Below are 19,840 nucleotides of genomic sequence, written 5' to 3'. Positions count from 1 at the left end.
CCGATACCGCTCAGCCGACCGTCACGCCTCCGTCGCCGCCCCCGGGTGGCCCGCCGAGGCGGTACGTCGGCCGGATCGCCCTCGCGCTGGGGCTGGTGGTCACCGGCGTGGTCCTCGTCGTCACCATCGGTGTCCGCAACCCGGACGCGCCGGCCGCGTCGCCGCCGGTCCAGCCGGCGCTCGCCATTCCCGAACAGCGTCCGCAACCCGGCGCCGAAGCGCCCCGAGCCGGGCTCGCCGCACCGGTCGACCGGCCGCAGGCGTCCGACCGCGCGGAGCTGGACGCCTGGGCCGCCCGCGTCGCCGACAAGACGCACGTCCCGGCGCGCGTGCTCTCGGCGTACGGCCGGGCGGAGATGTGGATGCAGCGCCAGAAGCCGACGTGCCACCTCTCGTGGGCGACCCTGGCGGGCATCGGCCGGGTCGAGAACGAGCGTGGCGAGTTCGACCTCGCGGCGATCGGCGCGGACGGCCGGGTGGCCAAGCCGGTGGTCGGCCCGCCGCTGGACGGCTCGCCGGGTGTCCCGGCGGTGCACGATTCCGACGGCGGCAAGCTCGACGGCGACAAGTCGTGGGACCACCTGATCGGGCCCATGCAGTTCCTGCCGTCGACGTGGAAGAAGTACCAGGAGCGCGCGAACGGCGACGGCGGCGCGCCGGACCCGCAGAACATCGACGACGCGGCCTTCACGGCGGCGCGGTTCCTGTGTTCCGGCGGCGACGACCTGGGGACGCCGGCCGGCTGGTGGCGGGCGATCCTGTTCTACAACCAGGCCCTGGCGTACGGCCAGGACGTCTTCAGCGCGGCGGACGCCTACGCGGAGGCGAGCGTCGCGCCCTGAGTCACAGCTCGCGGTCGGCGACGAACGGCGTGACGGCCATCAGCACGAGCAGCAGCAGCCCGGCGTACGCACCCAGCGTGGCGAAGATCGACATCGTGGTTCCTCCCTGTTCGGTCTGGAACCAGCTTCGCCGGAAAACGGCCGCGGAACATCGGTCGAGGGGCCCGGCCCGATCGGCCGAAAGGCCGAGGCGACCCGGGCCGTTCGGCCCGGTCGGGTCAGGGTTCGCGCAGGGCGATGTGGGCCTTGACCTCGCTGATCGCCTCGAGGTACTCCGGCACCGGGTTCATCGCCGACGCCATCCGCATCTGCGCCAGCGCCTCCACGAACCGGCCGAGGCGCTGCAGCGTGCGGCCCAGGATGAACCGCGCGTAGTGGTCCGTCGGGTCCAGTTCCAGCACCCGGGTGAACGCCTCTTCGGCGCGTCGCAACTGAGCGGAGTGGAAGTACGCGCGCCCGGCCAGCAGGTGCACCGACGGTTTGTCCGTTTCGGACTCCAGCAGGGGCTGCAGTGCCTTCAGCGCGTCGAGCGGGCGACGGCGGCCGACCAGGTCTTCGGCCTGGCGGAAGGCATGGAACCGCGACTCTTCGGGAGGCTGCGAAGCAGCTGCGGCGTCCGTCATGGTCGCTCCCACGTTACCCCGGGGGGAGGGGGTTGCACACGCCTCCGAACGGGACGTGATGGACTGTGCCGCCATGAGCAGCGGGTACCGGGGCCTGGCGCCCTACCTCTACTACTCCGACGCCACGGCGGCGCTCGCCTGGCTGACCAGGGTCTTCGGCTTCACCGAAGAGGTCCGGTTCTGCGACGCGGCGGGCGAGGTCTTCCAGGCGACGTTGCGGGCGGGCGACGCCCGGATCCAGCTCGCCGGCGTCGGGGCGGACTACTGGCAGGCCAAGGGCGTCGACGGGCCGGTCGGCCAGCTCAACATCGTGTACGTCGACGACGTGGACGAAACGTACGCCCGCGTCGAGGCCGCCCTGGGCGACGAGTGCGAGCTGGAGCCGCCACAGGACCAGCCCTACGGCGCGCGGGTGTTCACCGTCGCCGATCTCGGGGGCAACAGCTGGACCTTCTGGCAGCAGACGTCGGAGACCGTCGAACTGCCGCCGGGCTGGCAGGAGGTACGCGAGGGCGGTGAGTCCTCCAACGGGTGAACTGCCGAGACGGCTAGGCTGGGCGCGTTACCGCAGGCTGAAGACGTACCGAGGAGCATGGCGTGGCTCTCATCGAGCAGGTAGGCGCGCGCGAGATTCTGGACTCTCGCGGCAACCCGACGGTCGAGGTGGAGGTGGCTCTCGACGACGGCACCCTGGCGCGGGCCGCGGTCCCGTCGGGAGCGTCGACCGGTGAGCACGAGGCGGTCGAGCTGCGTGACGGCGACACCGGCCGCTACAACGGCAAGGGCGTCGAGCGCGCGGTCGCCGCGGTCCTCGACGAGATCGGCCCGGAGATGGTCGGCATCGAGGCCGTCGACCAGCGGATCGTCGACCAGAAGCTGGTCGACCTCGACGGCACGCCGGCGAAGTCCCGCCTCGGCGCGAACGCCATCCTCGGCGTCTCGCTGGCCGTCGCGAAGGCCGCGGCCGAGTCGGCCGAGCTGGAGCTCTTCCGCTACCTGGGCGGGCCGAACGCGCACGTGCTGCCGGTGCCGATGCTGAACATCCTCAACGGTGGTTCGCACGCCGACAGCAACGTCGACGTCCAGGAGTTCATGATCGCGCCGATCGGCGCGGAGACCTTCCGCGAGGCCCTGCGCTGGGGCACCGAGGTCTACCACTCGCTGAAGTCGGTGCTGAAGGGCCGCGGCCTGGCCACCGGCCTCGGCGACGAGGGCGGCTTCGCGCCGAACCTCGGCAACAACCGCGAGGCGCTCGACCTGATCGTCCAGGCGATCGAGAAGGCCGGCTACACCCCGGGCCGCGACGTCGCGCTGGCCCTCGACGTCGCCGCGACGGAGTTCTTCGCCGACGGTGCGTACACCTTCGAAGGCACCAAGCGCAGCGCCGAGCAGATGTCCGCCTACTACGGCGAGCTGCTGGCGAACTACCCGCTGGTGTCGATCGAGGACCCGCTGAGCGAGGACGACTGGGACGGCTGGGTCACCCTGACCGCGGACGTCGGCGACAAGGTCCAGATCGTCGGCGACGACCTGTTCGTCACCAACCCGGACCGCCTGGAGGAGGGCATCACCCGCCGCGCCGCCAACGCGCTGCTGGTGAAGGTCAACCAGATCGGCACCCTGTCCGAGACGCTCGACGCGATCTCGCTGGCCACGTCGTTCGGCTACAAGTCGATGATGAGCCACCGCTCGGGCGAGACCGAGGACACGTTCATCGCGGACCTGGCGGTCGCCACCGGCGTCGGCCAGATCAAGACCGGTGCGCCGGCCCGCGGCGAGCGGATCGCCAAGTACAACCAGCTGCTGCGCATCGAGGAGACCCTCGGTGACGCCGCCCGGTACGCCGGCGAGCTGGCCTTCCCGCGGTTCAGCGCCGAGGCCTGACGCCGATGGCGGACCGGGGGAGGACACGTGGCCGCCGCGGCGGTGGCGGCGGTTCGGCGCGGGTCGGTGGACCCACGCGGACCCGCCGCCCCGACGCGGGTCGCGCGGGGAGCCCGGGATCCCGGTCGCCCCGCACGGCGGACGGCAGCGCGGCGGCGCGCCGCCGCACCGGCGACGCGGAGACCACCAGGGCCCGGCTGCGCCGGGGCTTGGCGGCCAAGCGCGCGTCGGGGGCGGCGAAGGTGCTCGGCATGTCCACCACCCGCCGCGCGGCGGTGGTGGCGATCGTGGTGTGCGCGCTGGCGTTCACCATCGCCGTGCCCCTGCGCACGTACCTCTCCCAGCGGACCGAGGTCCGCGAACAGCAGGCCCAGCAGGCCCAGCTGCAGCAGGAGGTCGCTCAGCTCCAGGGCCGCAAGGCGGAGCTGAGCGACCCCGCGCAGATCGAGGCCGAGGCCCGGCGGCGGCTGCGGTACGTCAAGCCGGGCGAGACGCCGTACATCGTGCAGCTGCCGGAAGACAAGGCCCCCGACGCGGCCCCGCCTGCCGGACAGCAGCAGGCCGCGGGCAGCTCGTGGTACGAGAACCTGTGGAACCAGGTCTCGGGCGGCTGAGCCAGAGCGCCCCAATGTGGCGTTGGTTGCGTCCAACGCACCCAATGTGGCGTTCGGTGCGTCCAACGCACCGAACGCCACATTGGGGCGCTTGGGGCGCGGGCCGGGTGGCGCGGGGCACGCTCTAACCTTGACCGCGTGAACAGCACGCAGCAGCACCGGTTCGAGCCCGTCACCGACGCCGACCGCGAGATCATCGCGGAGCAGCTCGGACGGCCGCCGCGAGCGCTGCGCGCCATCGCCGCGCGGTGCCCGAGCGGCCACCCGTCCGTGGTGCAGACCAGCCCGCGGCTGGAGAACGGCACGCCGTTCCCGACGCTCTACTACCTGACGTGCCCGAAGCTGAACTCGATGATCGGCACCATCGAGGCGTCCGGGATCATGAAGGAGATGACCGAGCGGCTCACCACCGATCCCGAGCTCGCGGCGCAGTACCAGCGCACGCACGAGGGGTACCTCGCCGAGCGGGACGCCATCGAGCCGCTCGGCCACCAGGTCACCGCGGGCGGGATGCCCGGCCGGGTCAAGTGCCTCCACGTGCACGTCGCGCACTCGCTGGCCGTCGGCCCGGGCGTGAATCCGTTCGGTGACGAGACGCTCGCCCTGCTTAAGGCCAACGGGTGGCCCTCCGGAGACTGCGCCGCGTAACACTCGCGCAGTGTGAAGAGATAACTGGTCTGGGTGAGCGAAAACCTCGATCGCGCCTCTCGATGGGCTGAAACCTCGCCGCGAGTGCGGCAGGCTGTCCCCCGAGAGTGTGTCCGATCCGGCCAGGAGGGCTCTGAGCATGCGTGTGCGGCGGCTGCCAACCGCAGTCGGGAGCTACGCGCGAAGATTCGGGATCCGCCACCGCACCGCGTACCCGCTGATCACCGGCATCCTGGCCGTCGTCCCGGCGCTGGTCGCCGGCGGCGGCACCCTCGGCTGGCTCGGCGGCGGCGGTGAGCACACCCGTGACGCCACGCTCGGCCAGGGCTACGACCCCGGGAACGCCGCCATCCAGCAGATCGCCGTCGACGGCACCCTGCCCGGCGCGCCCACCCCGATGCCGCTGCCGGCCTACGAGCTGCCCGACGGCCCGCTCGGCATCCCGGCCACCGCGCTCAAGGCGTACCAGAACGCCGCCGACATCCTCGGCCGCGAGCAGCCCGCGTGCCACATCGACTGGGCGCTGATCGCCAGCATCGGCCGGATCGAGTCCAACCACGCGCGCGGCGGGTACGTCGACGCGGCCGGGACCACGCGCGAGCCGATCCTCGGCCCGCAGCTCAACGGCCAGGGCAACTTCGCCGCGATCCCGGACACCGACGGCGGCCTGCTCGACACCGACCCGGTGTGGGACCGGGCGGTCGGCCCGACCCAGTTCATCCCGGGGACGTGGAAGGGCTACGCGTCCGACGGCAACGGCGACGGCAAGTCCGACCCGAACAACATCTTCGACGCGGCCCTGGCGACCGGCCGGTACCTGTGCTCCGGCGGGTTCGACCTGGCGAAGCCGGACCAGCTGCGCGGGGCGATCTACCGGTACAACAACTCCGACACGTACGTGAACACGGTGATCCTGTGGGCGGACGCCTACCGCAACGGGATCATGCAGGTGCCGGACAGCACGGTGCCGATCGGCGCGCCGAACGCGGCGCTCGCCCCGGCCCCGCCGTCCGTGCCGCCGCCACCGGTGCCGCCGACGACGGTCACCACCCCGCCGCCGTCCACGAGCACGGCACCGACCACGTCCGCACCGCCGTCGTGCACGAAGCCGCCGACGACGACACCCACCACGACCACGGTCATCAGCACGACGACCACCCCGCCGCCGACGACGACGGAGACCGGAGAGCCCAGCACGAGCTCGCCGCCGAAGCCCACTCCGCCGGAGCCCACCTGCGGGCAGGTGATCACTTCGGTCACGACCACCACCACGACCACGACCGTGGGGACGGCGACACCCGCCAGCTAGGGTTGCGGCATGCCTCGTGTTGCCGCGATCGACTGTGGGACCAACTCCATCCGCCTGCTCGTCGCCGAGCTGACACCGCGCCACGACGGCACGGTCGACCTGCGCGACCTGCACCGCGAGATGCGGATCGTCCGGCTCGGCCAGGGCGTCGACGCCACCGGTGAGCTGGCCCCCGAGGCGCTCGAACGCACCCGCGCCGCGCTCGCCGACTACACGATCGCCGCGCGGCGCAAGGGCGTGGAGAAGGTGCGGATGGTCGCCACGTCCGCGACCCGCGACGCGAAGAACCGCGACGACTTCTTCCGCATGACGCGCGAGACCCTGGGTGTCGAGGCCGAGGTGATCAGCGGCGACGAGGAGGCGCGGCTGTCGTTCACCGGCGCGGTGGGCGAGCAGGACCCCGACGACGGCCCGTTCGTGGTGGTCGACGTCGGCGGCGGCTCGACGGAGCTGGTCCTCGGCACCTGGGACGGCCGGCAGGCGGAGGTGATCGCGGCGAAGTCCGTCGACATCGGCTGCGTCCGGATCACCGAGCGCGCGCTCAAGAGCGACCCGCCGACGGCCGAGGAGATCGCCGCCGCCCGCGACCTGGCCGGCAAGGTGCTGACGGACGCGTTCGACGTGGTCGACGTGGCCCGCGCGCGGACGTGGGTGGGCGTGGCCGGCACGGTGACGACGCTCTCGGCGATCGCGCTGGGACTGCCGGAGTACGACAGCGACCGCGTCCACCTGTCCAAACTGGCCCCGGCGGACATCGACCGCCTCGCGACGGACCTCCTGCAGAGCGACCACGCGACCCGCGCGGCCAACCCGGTGATCCACCCGGGCCGGGTCGACGTCATCGGCGGCGGCGCGGTGGTGGTCCAGACCCTCGCCGAGCAGCTCGCGGCCCGCGGCGGCCCGACCGAGCTGGTGGTCAGCGAGCACGACATCCTCGACGGCATCGCCCTTTCCCTCGCCTGACCTCCCGCGCCACACGCCATGAAAGAGTCGTTCATGACGCCTGGTGTCATGAACGACTCTTTCATGACATCAGGCTGGACCGCTCACCTGACCGACCGTTCGGCCGCCCGAAAGGGCTTGTGGCGCAACCAAAACCGTGGGTGAGCGGCTGATGACCAACTGTCCGCGCTAGGCCGTCCGGAGTATCCGGATTCCTACGTTGGTTGTGCTCCAACCAGGTGGTCCCGACGGTCGTCACACATTTGCAACACGCAGTCCTGTGATCGGCTTCACCGGCCCCGATAGCGTGCGTCTCACCTTTCGGACACACCGGATATGGAGGGGATCATGCGTCTTTCGCGCAGGCTCTGGGGACCCACGGTGGTGATGACCTCGCTGGCGCTCGCGCTCACCGCGTGCGGCGGTGGCTCGGGCAGCTCCACGGGCGCCGGCGAGACGGACCCCGACGGCACGGTCAGCGTCTACGGCACCGAACCGCAGAACGCGCTGGTCCCGACCAACATCAACGACCTCGGTGGAACCAAGGCGATTCAGCCGATGTTCGCCACGCTGGTCGGGTTCAACGGCGCCGACGCCAAGCCCTCCAACCTGATGGCGGAGTCGATCACCACGACCGACTCCAAGGTCTTCGACATCAAGATCAAGCAGGGCTGGAAGTTCCACGACGGCACCGAGGTGAAGGCGCACAACTTCATCGACGCCTGGAACTACGGCGCCTACGCGCCGAACGGCCAGCTCAACACCGACTTCTTCTCGAACATCCAGGGCTACTCCGACGTGCACCCCGCGGACGAGAACGCCAAGCCGGCCACCGACAAGATGTCCGGGCTCGTCCAGAAGAACGACTACGAGTTCCAGGTGACGCTGACCGCGCCCTTCTCGGTCTTCGACATCAAGATCGGCTACCAGGCCTTCGCGCCGCTGCCCGACTCGTTCTTCAAGGACCCCAAGGCCTTCGAGCAGCACCCGATCGGCAACGGGCCGCTCAAGTTCGTCTCGCGGACGCCGAACCAGGACATCAAGCTCACCCGCTTCGACGACTACAAGGGTGACGACAAGGTCAAGTTCAAGAACCTCGACATCAAGATCTACGCCAGCCAGGAGACCGCCTACCAGGACCTGCTGAGCGGGCGGCTCGACTTCATGGAGGCGCTGCCGCCGTCGGCGGTCTCGGGTGGCAAGTACAAGAACGAGCTCGGCGACCGGCTGGTGACCGGCCACCTGCTCGGGATCAGCACCATCAACATCCCGTACTACGTGCCCGGCTACAACAACCTCGAGCTGCGCAAGGCCATCTCGATGGCGATCGACCGCGCGCAGATCACCAAGACCGTCATGAACGACACCTACGTGCCGGCGGACGGCTACATCTCCCAGGGCATCCCGGGCGCGCGGCCCGGCGTCTGCCAGTTCTGCAAGTTCGACCCGGCCGCCGCGAAGGAGGCCTTCCGGAAGTCGGGCTTCCAGGGCAAGCTGACCATCGCGTCCAACGCGGACGGTGGCCGCAAGGAACCGCTGGTCGCGGCGTGCAACAGCATCAAGAACACGCTCGGCGTCGAGTGCGACTTCGTGCCCGCCACCGACTTCGGCCAGTGGCGCAGCATCGTGACCGGCCACAAGCTCACCGGCATGGGCCGGTCGGACTGGTCGGCGGACTACCCGTCCATCGAGAACTTCCTCAACCCGATCTTCAAGACCGGCGCGTCCTCGAACGACTCGACGTACTCCAACCCGAAGGTCGACGCCCTGCTCGCCCAGGCGGACTCGACCGTCGACAAGGACACCGCGGTCAAGCTGTACCAGCAGGCCGAGGACCTGGTCGCGCAGGACCTGCCGACGATCCCGGTGTGGGACGAGAAGGGCACCGCGGCGAAGTCGAAGAACCTGAAGTCCGCGGCCCTGGACTTCCGGCGCATGCCGGACTACCCGTCCATCGAGGTCATGAAGAAGTAGCGGCAGCTCCCACCACCATGCCGTCGTGAGTGGTTAGGCGGGTTCCAACCCGCCTCACCACTCACGACGGCCGGCGCGCACTGTGGTGTTCGAAAGCTAGGAACTCTTGATGACCCGCTATGTCCTGCGACGGCTGCTGCAGCTGATCCCGGTGTTCTTCGGCACCACGTTCCTCATCTACGTCCTGGTCTGGGCCGTGCCCGGCGACCCGTTCTCCGGCAAGTGCGGCCAGGCCGCCTGCCCCCAGGCCTACATCACCCAGATGACCGAGAAGTTCAACCTGGACGACAACGTCTTCGTCCAGTACTTCAAGTACCTCGGGAGCCTGTTCACCGGCGACTGGGGCGAAACCTTCAACGGCACCTCCGTCGGCGAGCTGATCGCCACGTCCTACCCGATCACGCTCCGCCTCGCCGTGATCGCCGTGGTCATCGAAGCCGTCATCGGGCTCACCGCCGGCGTGCTGACCGGCCTGCGCGGCAAGGGTTTCCTCGACAACCTCGTGCTGGTCTCGACCACGTTCCTGATCTCGCTGCCGGTGTTCGTCACGGCGATCGTGCTGCAGCTCGCCCTGGGCTCCGGCGGCCTCGGCTGGATCGAGGCGAGCGTGTCGGACGACCCGGGCATCGGCGAGCTCATCGTGCCGGGCATCGCGCTCGGCAGCCTGTCCATGGCGTACGTGGCCCGCCTGGCGCGGACGAGCATCGCCGAAAACCGCCGCGCCGACTACGTGCGGACGGCGATCGCGAAGGGCCAGCCGCAGAGCCGGGTCGTGCTCGTGCACCTGCTGCGCAACTCGGTGATCCCGGTCCTCACGTTCCTCGGCACCGACCTCGGCGCCCTGATGGGCGGCGCGATCGTCACCGAAGGCGTGTTCAACATCAACGGCCTTGGCGGGCTCATCTTCCGCGGTATCCAGAACCGGGAGAGCGCCACCGTCGTCGGCGTCGTCGTCCTGCTGGTGCTGGTCTACCTGCTGATGAGCCTGGTCGTCGACCTGCTCTACGCCGTTCTCGACCCGAGGATCCGCTATGACTGACCCGAACCTGGTGGGTGGTGGCGGGGCCGACGCGGCCGAGCTGTCCCGTGTGGACGACTCCGCCACCGGCCCGCAGAAACCCCGCAGCCTGTGGAGCGACGCGTGGCGCCAGCTGCGCCGCAAGCCTGCCGTCATCGCCTCCGCGGTGATCATCCTGCTCATCCTGCTGATCGCGATCGCGCCCGGCCTGTTCAGCTCGCGCGAGGCGGGCTTCAGCGACCTCGCGCACGCCAACGAGGGCCCGTCCGCGGACGCCTGGTTCGGCTACGACAACCAGGGCCAGGACGTCTACGCCCGCACGATCTACGGCACCCGGGCATCGGTGCTGGTCGGGGTCTTCTCGACACTGCTGACCGTGCTGCTCGGCTCGGTGATCGGCATCATCGCCGGCTACTACGGCCGGCTCGTCGACAGCCTGCTCTCGCGCTTCGGCGACATCTTCGCCGGCCTGCCGTTCGTGCTCGGCGCGATCGTCATCCTGACGACGTTCAACGCGCCCGGCTCGAACCCCGGCGCGGTCACCATCATCGTCCAGGTGGTCTGTTCCATCGCGGTGCTGAGCTGGCCGGTCGGCATGCGGATCATGCGCTCGGCGACGCTGGTGGCCAAGCAGCTCGACTACGTCAAGGCCGCGCGCGGCCTCGGCGCGAGCACCCCGCGGATCATCTTCCGGCACCTGCTGCCGAACACGATCGCGCCGGTGCTCGTGTACGCCACCATCGCGCTCGGCGCGTTCATCGGCGCCGAGGCGACGCTCGCCTACCTCGGCATCGGCGTGCGCGCGCCGGTGATCTCGTGGGGCGTGCTGATCGCCGACTCGCGGGACTACTTCCGGAACGACCCGCACATGCTGCTGTTCCCCGGCGCCTTCGTCACCCTGACCGTGCTGGCCTTCGTGATGCTGGGCGACGGCATCCGCGACGCGCTCGATCCGAAGTCGAGGTAAGTCCTTGTCCGACAACGAACTCCTGCTCGAAGTGGAAGACCTGCACGTCGAGTTCCGGACGTCCGACGGCGTGGCGAACGTGCTCAACGGCGTCGGCTACGCGGTGCACGCCGGCGAGACGCTGGCCGTGCTCGGGGAGTCCGGCTCCGGCAAGAGCGTCACCGCGCAGACGGTGATGGGCATCCTCGACATGCCGCCCGGCGTGATCACCGCCGGCGCCGTGCGCTGGCGCGGCGAGGACCTGCTGACGGCGTCCGCCGAACGCCGTCGCGAGGTGCGCGGCAGCGAGATCGCGATGATATTCCAGGACGCGCTGTCCGCGCTGAACCCAGTGTTCACCGTGGGCTTCCAGATCGAGGAACAGCTGCGCATCCGCCTCGGCATGAGCAAGAAGGACGCCCGGAAGCGGGCGATCGAACTGCTGGACACGGTGCGGATCCCCGCGGCCGGACGCCGGGTCAAGGACTACCCGCACCAGTTCTCCGGCGGGATGCGCCAGCGCGCGATGATCGCCATGTCGCTGGCGCTCGACCCGGACCTGCTCATCGCCGACGAGCCGACCACCGCCCTCGACGTCACCGTGCAGGCCCAGATCATGGACCTCCTGCACGAGATCCAGGCCGAACGCAAGATGGGCCTCGTCCTCATCACCCACGACCTGGGCGTGGTCGCCGAGGTCGCCGACCGGATCGCGGTGATGTACGCGGGCCGGATCGTCGAGCAGGCCGACGCCGTCGAGCTGTTCCGCGCGCCGGCCCACCCGTACACCGCCGCGCTGATGGACTCCCTGCCCCGGCTCGACCTCAAAGGACAGACGCTGGAAACCATCAAGGGCCTGCCGCCCAGCCTGCTGGCCATCCCGCCCGGCTGCCCGTTCCACCCGCGGTGCAAGCGGGCCGAAGCGAAGTGTTCGGAAGAGGTCCCGCCGCAGCACGCGATCGGCTTCGGCCGCACGAGCGCGTGCCACTTCGCCGAAGAGGTGGTGAGTTCGCGTGCCTGAGCCGATCCTTTCGGTCACCGACCTGAAGAAGTACTTCCCGGTCCGCACCGGGATCCTCTTCAAGCGCACGATCGGGCAGGTCAAGGCCGTCGACGGCGTCTCGTTCGACCTGATGCCGGGCGAGACGCTCGGCGTCGTCGGCGAGTCCGGCTGCGGGAAGTCGACGCTCGCCCAGGTCCTGATGCGCCTCGAGGAACCGACCGGCGGCACCGCGAAGTTCGAGGGCCGCGACATCTTCGCGATGCGCGGGGCCGAGCTGCGGAAGCTGCGGCGCGAGATCCAGATCGTGCTGCAGGACCCGTACACCTCGCTCAACCCGCGCATGACGGTCGGTGACATCATCGGCGAGCCGTTCGAGATCCACCCCGACGTCGCCCCCAAGGGCTCGCGCGCGGGGAAGGTGCGGGAACTGCTCGACGTGGTCGGGCTCAACCCCGAGCACCTCAACCGCTACCCGCACCAGTTCTCCGGCGGCCAGCGCCAGCGCATCGGCATCGCGCGGGCGCTCGCGCTGCGGCCCAAGGTGATCATCTGCGACGAGCCGGTGTCCGCCTTGGACGTCTCCATCCAGGCCCAGGTGATGAACCTGCTCGGCGACCTGCAGGGCGAGTTCGGCCTGTCCTACGTCTTCATCGCGCACGACCTTTCGGTGGTGCGGCACCTGTCCAACCGGGTCGCGGTGATGTACCTCGGCAAGATCGTCGAGCTCGGCACCGACGAGGAGATCTACGAACGACCGTCCCACCCGTACACCCAGGCGCTGCTGTCGGCGGTCCCGGTGGCGGACCCGGCCGTGCGCGGGCGCCGCCAGGTGATCCGGCTGACCGGCGACGTCCCGAGCCCCCTGGATCCCCCGTCCGGGTGCCGGTTCCGGACCCGGTGCTGGAAGGCCGAGGACCGGTGCGCCACCGAGGTGCCGGACCTGGCGCCCAGGACGGACGGCCACTTGTCAGCTTGTCACTTCGCCGAGCAGAAGTCGGTTGTTCCATAACGTACGTTTGGCCGTTGTTTGCGCATTGTCCGATCTATACGGTGCAGGAACCGCTTTCCGCGAGGAGGAGAAAACGTGAAGAGACCCAGGCTTCTGGCCGCAGTGCTGGCCGTGCCGCTGTTCGGCGCGGTTTCCGCGGTCGCGGTCCCGGCCGCGTCGGCGCAGCCCGCGCTGGCCGGCCCGGCGACCGAGTTCACCGTGCTCGCCAAGGACGTCCAGAGCATCGGCAGCGCCCAGCAGGCGATCAAGGCCGCGGGCGGCACGGTCCTGGAGACCAACACCGCGGTCGGTCTCATCAAGGCCAGCGCGCCCGCAACCGGGTTCACCGAGCGCGTGGCCGCGAACCGCGCGGTGTTCGGCGCGGCCAAGTCCCAGGTCATCGGCTCGGCGCCGAAGAACGGCAAGAAGGTCAAGAGCGACAACGCCGAGAAGGAAGGGCGCGGCGCCGCCTCCTCCTCGAAGAAGGCCGCCTCGAACAAGGCCGTCGGGATGGACCCGCTGGACGACCAGCTCTGGGGCCTCCAGTCCGTCCGCTCGGACCTTTCGCGCACCAAGCAGCCGGGCAGCAAGCAGGTCAAGGTCGGCGTCATCGACACCGGCATCGACGGCACGCACCCGGACATCGCGCCGAACTTCGACCTGGCCGACTCGCGCAACTTCACCGTCGACATCCCGGCCGACCCCAACGGCAACGAAGTCGACGGCCCGTGCGAGTTCCGCGGCTGCAAGGACCCGGCCAACCACGACGACGGTGGCCACGGCACGCACGTCGCCGGCACCATCGCCGCCGCGGCCAACGGCTTCGGCGTCTCCGGTGTCGCGCCCAACGTGACGCTGGTGAACATCCGCGCCGGCCAGGACTCGGGCTACTTCTTCCTGCAGCCGACCGTCGACGCGATCACCTACGCCGGCGACGCGGGCATCGACGTGGTCAACATGTCGTTCTACACCGACCCGTGGCTGTACAACTGCGCGGCGAACCCGGCCGACACCCCCGCCGAGCAGGCCGAGCAGCGCACGATCATCGAGGCGACGCAGCGCGCGCTGAACTACGCGCACCGCAAGGGCGTCACGATGCTGGTGGCGCTGGGCAACCAGCACACCGACCTCGGTGCGCCGCAGCCGGACACGACCAGCCCGGACTACCCGGCGAACAGCACGCACCCGCGCACGATCGACAACTCGACCTGCCTCAACCTGCCGGTCGAGGGCAACCACACGATCGGCGTGAGCTCGTTCGGGCCGTCGCAGAAGAAGGCGGACTACTCGAACTACGGCCTCGAGCAGATCTCGGTTTCGGGCCCGGGTGGCTTCTTCCGCGACTACTTCGGCACGCCGTGGTACCGCACGGTCGAGAACCAGATCCTCTCGACGTACCCGAAGAACGTGGGCATCGCCGAAGGCAACATCGACGCCGACGGCAACATCACGGAAGCGGGCCTGGGCGCGGGCGTCAAGAAGGCCACGGCGGCCGACGGCCGGGTCGGCTACTACCAGTGGCTGCAGGGCACGTCGATGGCCACCCCGCACGCGACCGGCGTCGCGGCGCTGATCGTCTCGCAGTACGGCAAGAAGTCGCACGGCGAGTTCGGCATGGACCCGGACAAGGTCCAGCGGGTCCTCGAGGGCACGGCGCGCGAGATCGCCTGCCCGGTGCCGCGGACGGTGGACTACCTGAAGGAGGGCCGCGGGCCGGAGTTCACGGCGACCTGTGAGGGCACCCCGTCGTTGAACAGCTTCTACGGCCACGGCGGGGTCGACGCCTGGTCGGCGGTGACGCGCGGTTCGCAGTACCTGAAGTAGGGCATCTTCGGAACGGAACGCCCCGGACAGGCAACCTGTCCGGGGCGTTGCGCGTGTACCACGGGACATGGCGGCTGCTCGCCCTGCGCGTCGGCGCCCGCGGCTACGGACTCCGCGAACGATCCGAGCAAGCCGTCGCCGTCGCGGTCCTGGGGGCCTACCTCTCGGTCTTCGTCGCCGGCATCGACTTCCCGGGCCGGGGCGCGTTCGTCGCCGTGTCCTGCACCGTGGCGCTGCTGGTGCGCTGGTGGCGGATGCAACGCCGGGAGCGCCTCGCCGAGCGCCTGGTGCCGCCAGGCCCCCCGCTGCCGCTGCGCGTGGCGGCCCGGCAGGTCGGCTGGGTGTACCTGAGCGCGGTGGCCGTCTGCTTCGCCGGCGGTGCGGTGCTGTGCGCGACGACGTTCCTGAGCGTGGGGCAGTCCACCGGGAAGCACTGGTACTCGCCTCCGCTCGAAGTCACGCTGCAGACGATGGCACTGGCCGTCGGCGCCGGAGCGACCGCGCTGGTGCTCGGCAAGGCGCTCCGCTCGCCGGTGATCGCGGAGGACGAGGCGTCCCGGCTGGTCGACGGGGTCCTGCGCGCCGAGGACGTCCACCGCTACACCTCGTGTGCCGTGTACGCCTTCTTCGCGGTGCCGGTGCTCATGATGGATTGGCAGCCGTCCGCCCTGCTGGAGTGGACAGCGTGGACCTACGTGGCCGTGGTGGCCGCGTTGGAACTGACCGGCCGGCTCCTGGTCCACCGGCGCCACCGCCGGCTGCCGCCGGGGTTCTACGGCCGGTAAACCTTCTCGCCGCCTCGGGCGTGTACTGCGGGACAGGGGAGGTTCGATGGCGGTGGGAACAGCGTGGACGACGCTCGCCGAGAGACAGGGAGCTCGGGCGTGGCTGGCCCGGCACGGCGTGGCGGTGGACGAGCCGGCGCCGCTGCTCGCGGTGCGCCTCGGAGCACGGGAGCTGGCCACGCGGTCCTACCCGGCCTACGGCGTGTTGTCCGGCGTGGTCTGGGCGTTCGCCTTGGTCCCGCTGATCCCGGTGCTCGCGCGGTTCCTCGTGTTCGCCGTGGTCTGCACCGCCTTCCCCCTGCTGCAGTGGCGCCGGGTTTGGCGGGCCGACCGCGCCGCCGCCCGGCTGGTTCCCCCGGGGGCCCGGCCGTCGCTGCGGGTGGCGGCCGGCCAGGTGGGTTGGTGGTACCTCGGCGCGGTGGCGACGACGTTCGCCGGCGGCGTGGTCCTGTGCGCGGTGTTCGCCGCCCACCCGGCGGGCTGGGCCGCCGCGCTGGTGATCGGGGCCGCGAGCATGACCCCGGTCCTCGGCCGGGCCTTGCGTGCCCCGGTGATCGCCGAGGACGAGGCTTCCCTCGCCGTCGATGCGGCCTTGCGGGCCTACGACGTCCGAGCGTTCGCAACGCCGTTCGCGTTCCAGTTCTTCGCTTGGATCGACCTGTCCACCAGCTGGCCGTGGCCTCCGGCGCGGTTCGTGCCCGCCATCGGGTACTTCGTCCTGGTCGGGGCGGTCATCGTCGGCGCCGCGAGGGCGGCCCGGCGCGCCGGCCTGCCGCCCGGCCACTACGGGACGGTGACTTCGTGAGCGCGACCGACGCGGAGCGCGTGGCAGCCGGCCGCTGGCTGGTCAAGCACCGCGTCGACGTGCCGACGCTGACGGAACTGCTGGCCCTGCGGCTCGGCTTCCGCGCCGGCGCCCGCCCGCCCGGCACGTGGCGGTGGGTCGGCGTGGCGGCCCTGGCGTACGTGGTCGCCACGATCGGGTTCGCGAGCTTGACTTTCCTGCCCGGTGTCCGCGGCGTGGACCTGGTGGACAGCTCGTACCTGTTCTTCATCGTCATGGCCCAGCACCTCGGCTACTGGCTTCCGGCGCGGCTCCGCGACCGCCAGGCGCTGGCGCGGTTCGGCACGCTCGCCGGCCCGCCGCGCACCGAGGTGACCGGCTGGTTCCTCACCGTGCCGCTGATCACCTTCGGCGGCGGCGCGGCCCTCGCCGTGACGATGTTCGCCACGACACCGTTCCGCACGTATGCGGGCAGCTGGCTCCTCCTGCTGGCCATGGGTGCGGCGGTCACGGCCGCGATCGTGACCGACGTCCTCCGGCGTCCCGTGATCGCGGAGGACGCAACCTCCCGGGCGGTGGACACCGCCGTGCGGCTGCACGACCTGCTCATGGCCATGCCCGGGATCTACGCCCTTCCCGTGCTGGTCGATCCGCTGGTCGGCCACGCCCAGCCGCCGGAGTGGCGGCCGTGGCTGGTCGGCTACGCGGTTCTCGCGGTGACGGCGCAGCTCGTCGTGGGTCTTGTCCAGTGGCGGCGGCTGCGGGCCGTGCTCAGCGGTTCGACGCCTTCTTGACGAACTTCGCCAGGTCCTTCGACTGCTGCACCCGGGTCGGCTCGTGGACGTACATCATGTGGCCGGCCGGGTAGTACGCCGTGTCGATGTTCTCGCGCAGTTCCTCGGGGATCTGCAGATGCGCCAGCACGTGCTCGGCCGCGTAGTAGGCCGTGGCGCCGTCGTAGTGGCCGAATGCCACGTGGACCTGCAGGTGCGGGTTCGCGCGCATGGCCGCGCTCACCGAATCCACCACCGACACCGACCGGCCCTCGAAGTCCGCGTAGGACCACGCCTTGAACGTGTCCTCGCTGATGATCTCGTACGGCAGGTCGTTCTCGTAGCCCAGTTCCGCCCGCACGTAGTGGTTGAACGCCGCCGCGTAGGCGCCGACCACTCGGGAGATCGACGGGTCGTCGCTCATGTGCTCGCGGCCGCCGTCCGGCTCCCACGTGGTGAACCGGCCGTCCATCCGGCCCACCACCAGGCCGCGGTCGCGCAGCAGCTCGGTGAAGAACCGGACGTGCTCGATGCGCAGGTTCACCCGGTCCACATAGGACTCGGTGAGCCCGGTCAGCGACGCCAGCGTGGCCACCGCCTCCGCCCTGTCCTGAGTGGACAGCCGGGCGCCGCGGGCCAGCGCCCACGGCAGGTCCTTCGCCGCGAAGTCCTCGGCGTCGGCGAGGACGTCGTCGAGCGGGCGTTCGCCGTGCAGGCCGTGGTAGTGCGCGATCGCCGCGTACGTCGGCACGTACAGCGAGTACGGGAGGTCGTTGCCCTCGGTGAACCGCAGCGTGCCCAGGTCGAGCACCGACGAGATGAGCAGCAGGCCGTTCAGGTAGAGCCCGTGCCTGTCCTGCAGGTGCGCGGCCAGCCCGGCGGCGCGCAGCGTGCCGTACGACTCGCCGGCCAGGAACTTCGGCGACAGCCAGCGCTGGTGCCGCGACACCCAGAGCCGGATGATCTCGCCGACCGACTCGATGTCGCCCTTGAAGCCGTGGAAGTCCTTCGTCTCGCCGCCTTCGGAGGCCCGCGAGTAGCCGGTCGACACCGGGTCGATGAACACGAGGTCGCTGTGCACCAGCAGCGTCTCGGGGTTGTCGGCCAGCCCGTACGGCGGCGGCACCAGGTCGTCGACGTCGCCCGAGAGCACGCGGCGCGGCCCCAGCAGGCCCATGTGGAGCCAGATGCTCGACGAGCCGGGGCCGCCGTTGAAGGCGAACGTCACCGGCCGCGTGCCCGGGTCGGCGTCGTCGAGGGTGTAGGAGGTGATGAACACCTCCGCCTTCGCCTTGAAGCCCTCGGACTTGCCGTCCTTGACGATCTCCTTGCGGAGGACGATCCGCCCCGCCTTCGCCGTGTAGGCGAGCTTCTTCCGCTTCACGGTCAGGGTGTGCTGCGTGGTGACGATGTCGTCGGTCGGCTCGGCCGGGATCTCCGTGGTTTCCGGAGTCTTCGTCTCGGTAGCCGCTTCGGGGGTGGTGTCCGCCATGGACCCAACTTAGTCGGCGGGCGACGGCGGCTGTGGCAGGGTGACCTGGTGCACACCGAGGACTGGCCGTCGACGACCGAGGAGGCGCTCGCCGTCCAGGACCGGCTCCGCGGCCGGGTCGAGCTCGCCGACGACTGCCCCGAGCTGCCGCCGACCGTCACCGGCCTCGACGTCGCCTACGACGACGACGGCGACATCGCCGCGGCGGTCGTCACCCTCGAGACCGCCGGGCTCACGGTGGTCGAGGAGCGGACGCACCGCGCGCGGGCGGTCTTCCCGTACGAGCCGGGCCTGTTCGCCTTCCGCGAGCTGCCGCCGCTGCTGGCCGCGCTCGAGCGCCTGGACCGCACCCCCGACGTGCTGGTCTGCGACGGCCACGGCCGCGCCCACCCGCGGCGCTTCGGGCTGGCCTGCCACCTCGGCGTGCTGACCGGATTGCCCGCCTTCGGCGTCGGCAAGACCCGGTTCGTCGGCACGCACGCCGACCCGGCGGCCGCTCGTGGGTCTTCGGTGCCGCTGGTCGACGCCGGGGAGGAGGTCGGCGCGGTGCTGCGGACCCGGGAGGGCGTCAAGCCGGTGTACGTCTCGGCCGGGCACCGGATCGACCTGGCGCACGCGTGCCGGCTGACACTGGCCCTGACCCCGCGCTACCGGCTGCCCGAGACCACCCGCCACGCCGACCGGCTGTCCAGGGCGGCGCTGAAATGAGGACGTTGGCCCAGCTCGACGCCGCCGTCGCCGGGTGCCGCGCCTGCCCACGGCTGGTGAGCTGGCGCGAGGGTGTGGCGGGCACCAAGGCGGCCTTCCGCGGCGAGGAGTACTGGGCGCGCCCGGTGCCGGGGTTCGGGCCGGCGGACGCGTCGCTCGCCGTCGTCGGCCTGGCGCCCTCGGCGCACGGCGCGAACCGCACCGGCCGGATGTTCACCGGCGACCCATCGGGTGATTTCCTCTTCCGCGTCCTGCACGAGGTCGGGCTCGCGTCCCAGCCGACGTCCACGGCGATCGGCGACGGCCTCGAGCTGTACGGCACCCGGCTCGTCTCGCCGGTGCGGTGCGCGCCGCCGGAGAACAAGCCGACGCCGGCCGAGCGGGACACCTGCCGCCCGTGGCTGGCGGAGGAGCTGGCACTGTTACGTCCGACACTGCGGGCGATCGTGGTGCTCGGCGCGTTCGGCTGGCAGGCGTTACTGCCCGTGCTGGCCGAGGCGGGCTGGCCGGTGCCGAACCCGCGGCCCCCGTTCGGCCACGGGACCGTCGTGGAGCTGGGCGACCTGCGGCTTTTCGGCTGTTATCACGTATCGCCGCGCAATGTCCAGACACACCGCGTGACCCACGCCATGGTGGCGGCCGTCTTCCGCGCCGCGACCTCGGTGACAGCGCCGGACTGAATC

20 protein-coding genes are annotated in these 19,840 nt (G+C 70.8%); 18 read left to right on the top strand and 2 right to left on the bottom strand.

Annotation, left to right across the window (positions count from 1 at the left end):
- Nucleotides 1-95 precede the first annotated feature (95 nt).
- Complete coding sequence (locus tag BLW76_RS43180) at nucleotides 96-842, top strand: lysozyme family protein (RefSeq protein WP_091320600.1); 747 nt, start codon at nucleotides 96-98, stop codon at nucleotides 840-842.
- 218 nt (nucleotides 843-1,060) lie between these two features.
- Here the strand turns inward: BLW76_RS43180 and BLW76_RS43175 are convergent, their stop codons facing one another.
- A complete protein-coding gene (locus BLW76_RS43175) occupies nucleotides 1,061-1,465 on the bottom strand; it encodes a tetratricopeptide repeat protein (protein WP_091318052.1) in 405 nt (134 codons plus the stop codon).
- Between the two features lie 73 nt (nucleotides 1,466-1,538).
- Between BLW76_RS43175 and BLW76_RS43170 the strand changes: the two genes are divergently transcribed.
- The 15 genes from BLW76_RS43170 to BLW76_RS43100 all read left to right on the top strand — a co-directional run bounded on the left by BLW76_RS43170 (nucleotide 1,539) and on the right by BLW76_RS43100 (nucleotide 16,978).
- Nucleotides 1,539-2,000 carry a VOC family protein gene (locus BLW76_RS43170; RefSeq protein WP_091320599.1) on the top strand — a complete coding sequence of 154 codons (462 nt, stop codon included), beginning with the start codon at nucleotides 1,539-1,541 and terminating at the stop codon, nucleotides 1,998-2,000.
- A gap of 62 nt (nucleotides 2,001-2,062) precedes the next feature.
- Nucleotides 2,063-3,349: a phosphopyruvate hydratase gene (gene eno / locus BLW76_RS43165; protein ID WP_091318050.1), complete on the top strand. Its 1,287-nt coding sequence runs from the start codon at nucleotides 2,063-2,065 to the stop codon at nucleotides 3,347-3,349.
- A 251-nt stretch (nucleotides 3,350-3,600) separates the two neighbouring features.
- Nucleotides 3,601-3,963, top strand: coding sequence for an FtsB family cell division protein (locus BLW76_RS43160; protein ID WP_091320598.1), 363 nt, complete (start codon nucleotides 3,601-3,603; stop codon nucleotides 3,961-3,963).
- Between the two features lie 138 nt (nucleotides 3,964-4,101).
- A complete protein-coding gene (locus tag BLW76_RS43155) occupies nucleotides 4,102-4,611 on the top strand; it encodes a DUF501 domain-containing protein (protein WP_091318049.1) in 510 nt (169 codons plus the stop codon).
- Nucleotides 4,612-4,750: 139 nt separating this feature from the next.
- Nucleotides 4,751-5,920: a lytic transglycosylase domain-containing protein gene (locus tag BLW76_RS43150; RefSeq protein ID WP_091318047.1), complete on the top strand. Its 1,170-nt coding sequence runs from the start codon at nucleotides 4,751-4,753 to the stop codon at nucleotides 5,918-5,920.
- A gap of 9 nt (nucleotides 5,921-5,929) precedes the next feature.
- Nucleotides 5,930-6,883 carry a Ppx/GppA phosphatase family protein gene (locus tag BLW76_RS43145; RefSeq protein ID WP_091318046.1) on the top strand — a complete coding sequence of 318 codons (954 nt, stop codon included), beginning with the start codon at nucleotides 5,930-5,932 and terminating at the stop codon, nucleotides 6,881-6,883.
- A gap of 327 nt (nucleotides 6,884-7,210) precedes the next feature.
- Nucleotides 7,211-8,836 (top strand): peptide ABC transporter substrate-binding protein, encoded by a 1,626-nt coding sequence (locus BLW76_RS43140; protein WP_244170592.1) that lies wholly within the window; start codon nucleotides 7,211-7,213, stop codon nucleotides 8,834-8,836.
- 109 nt (nucleotides 8,837-8,945) lie between these two features.
- Entirely contained in the window at nucleotides 8,946-9,875 is a 930-nt protein-coding gene (locus BLW76_RS43135) for an ABC transporter permease (RefSeq protein WP_091318042.1), read from the top strand.
- On the top strand, nucleotides 9,868-10,821 hold the full coding sequence (locus BLW76_RS43130; protein WP_091318040.1) for an ABC transporter permease: 954 nt from the start codon (nucleotides 9,868-9,870) through the stop codon (nucleotides 10,819-10,821). Before BLW76_RS43135 ends, BLW76_RS43130 begins: the two co-directional genes overlap by 8 nt.
- Before the next feature lie 4 nt (nucleotides 10,822-10,825).
- The gene (locus tag BLW76_RS43125) at nucleotides 10,826-11,821 is read left to right on the top strand and encodes an ABC transporter ATP-binding protein (RefSeq protein WP_091318038.1); all 996 of its coding nucleotides are present in this window, start codon (nucleotides 10,826-10,828) and stop codon (nucleotides 11,819-11,821) included.
- Nucleotides 11,814-12,812: an ABC transporter ATP-binding protein gene (locus tag BLW76_RS43120; RefSeq protein WP_091318037.1), complete on the top strand. Its 999-nt coding sequence runs from the start codon at nucleotides 11,814-11,816 to the stop codon at nucleotides 12,810-12,812. The genes BLW76_RS43125 and BLW76_RS43120 overlap by 8 nt, the downstream gene beginning before the upstream one ends.
- Before the next feature lie 75 nt (nucleotides 12,813-12,887).
- Nucleotides 12,888-14,615: a S8 family serine peptidase gene (locus BLW76_RS43115; protein ID WP_091318035.1), complete on the top strand. Its 1,728-nt coding sequence runs from the start codon at nucleotides 12,888-12,890 to the stop codon at nucleotides 14,613-14,615.
- Nucleotides 14,616-14,668: 53 nt separating this feature from the next.
- The gene (locus BLW76_RS43110; protein ID WP_143060798.1) at nucleotides 14,669-15,400 is read left to right on the top strand and encodes a hypothetical protein; all 732 of its coding nucleotides are present in this window, start codon (nucleotides 14,669-14,671) and stop codon (nucleotides 15,398-15,400) included.
- Between the two features lie 46 nt (nucleotides 15,401-15,446).
- Nucleotides 15,447-16,205 carry a hypothetical protein gene (locus BLW76_RS43105; protein ID WP_143060797.1) on the top strand — a complete coding sequence of 253 codons (759 nt, stop codon included), beginning with the start codon at nucleotides 15,447-15,449 and terminating at the stop codon, nucleotides 16,203-16,205.
- Nucleotides 16,202-16,978, top strand: a complete 777-nt coding sequence (locus BLW76_RS43100) for a hypothetical protein (RefSeq protein ID WP_091318030.1) — start codon at nucleotides 16,202-16,204, stop codon at nucleotides 16,976-16,978. The genes BLW76_RS43105 and BLW76_RS43100 overlap by 4 nt, the downstream gene beginning before the upstream one ends.
- Here the strand turns inward: BLW76_RS43100 and BLW76_RS43095 are convergent.
- Nucleotides 16,956-18,449, bottom strand: a complete 1,494-nt coding sequence (locus BLW76_RS43095) for a S10 family peptidase (RefSeq protein ID WP_091318029.1) — start codon at nucleotides 18,447-18,449, stop codon at nucleotides 16,956-16,958. The two genes, BLW76_RS43100 and BLW76_RS43095, sit on opposite strands and share 23 nt — an antisense overlap.
- Nucleotides 18,450-18,497: 48 nt before the next feature.
- On the opposite strand from BLW76_RS43095, the gene nfi reads away from it, so the two are divergent.
- A complete protein-coding gene (nfi, locus tag BLW76_RS43090) occupies nucleotides 18,498-19,157 on the top strand; it encodes a deoxyribonuclease V (RefSeq protein ID WP_091318028.1) in 660 nt (219 codons plus the stop codon).
- On the top strand, nucleotides 19,154-19,837 hold the full coding sequence (locus BLW76_RS43085; protein WP_091318026.1) for a uracil-DNA glycosylase: 684 nt from the start codon (nucleotides 19,154-19,156) through the stop codon (nucleotides 19,835-19,837). The genes nfi and BLW76_RS43085 overlap by 4 nt, the downstream gene beginning before the upstream one ends.
- Nucleotides 19,838-19,840: the final 3 nt, after the last annotated feature.

Source organism: Amycolatopsis tolypomycina, from assembly GCF_900105945.1.
GTDB classification, from domain to species: domain Bacteria; phylum Actinomycetota; class Actinomycetes; order Mycobacteriales; family Pseudonocardiaceae; genus Amycolatopsis; species Amycolatopsis tolypomycina.
Note: the sequence above shows the minus strand (reverse complement) of the source record. Positions and strands in the feature narration are given on the sequence as shown.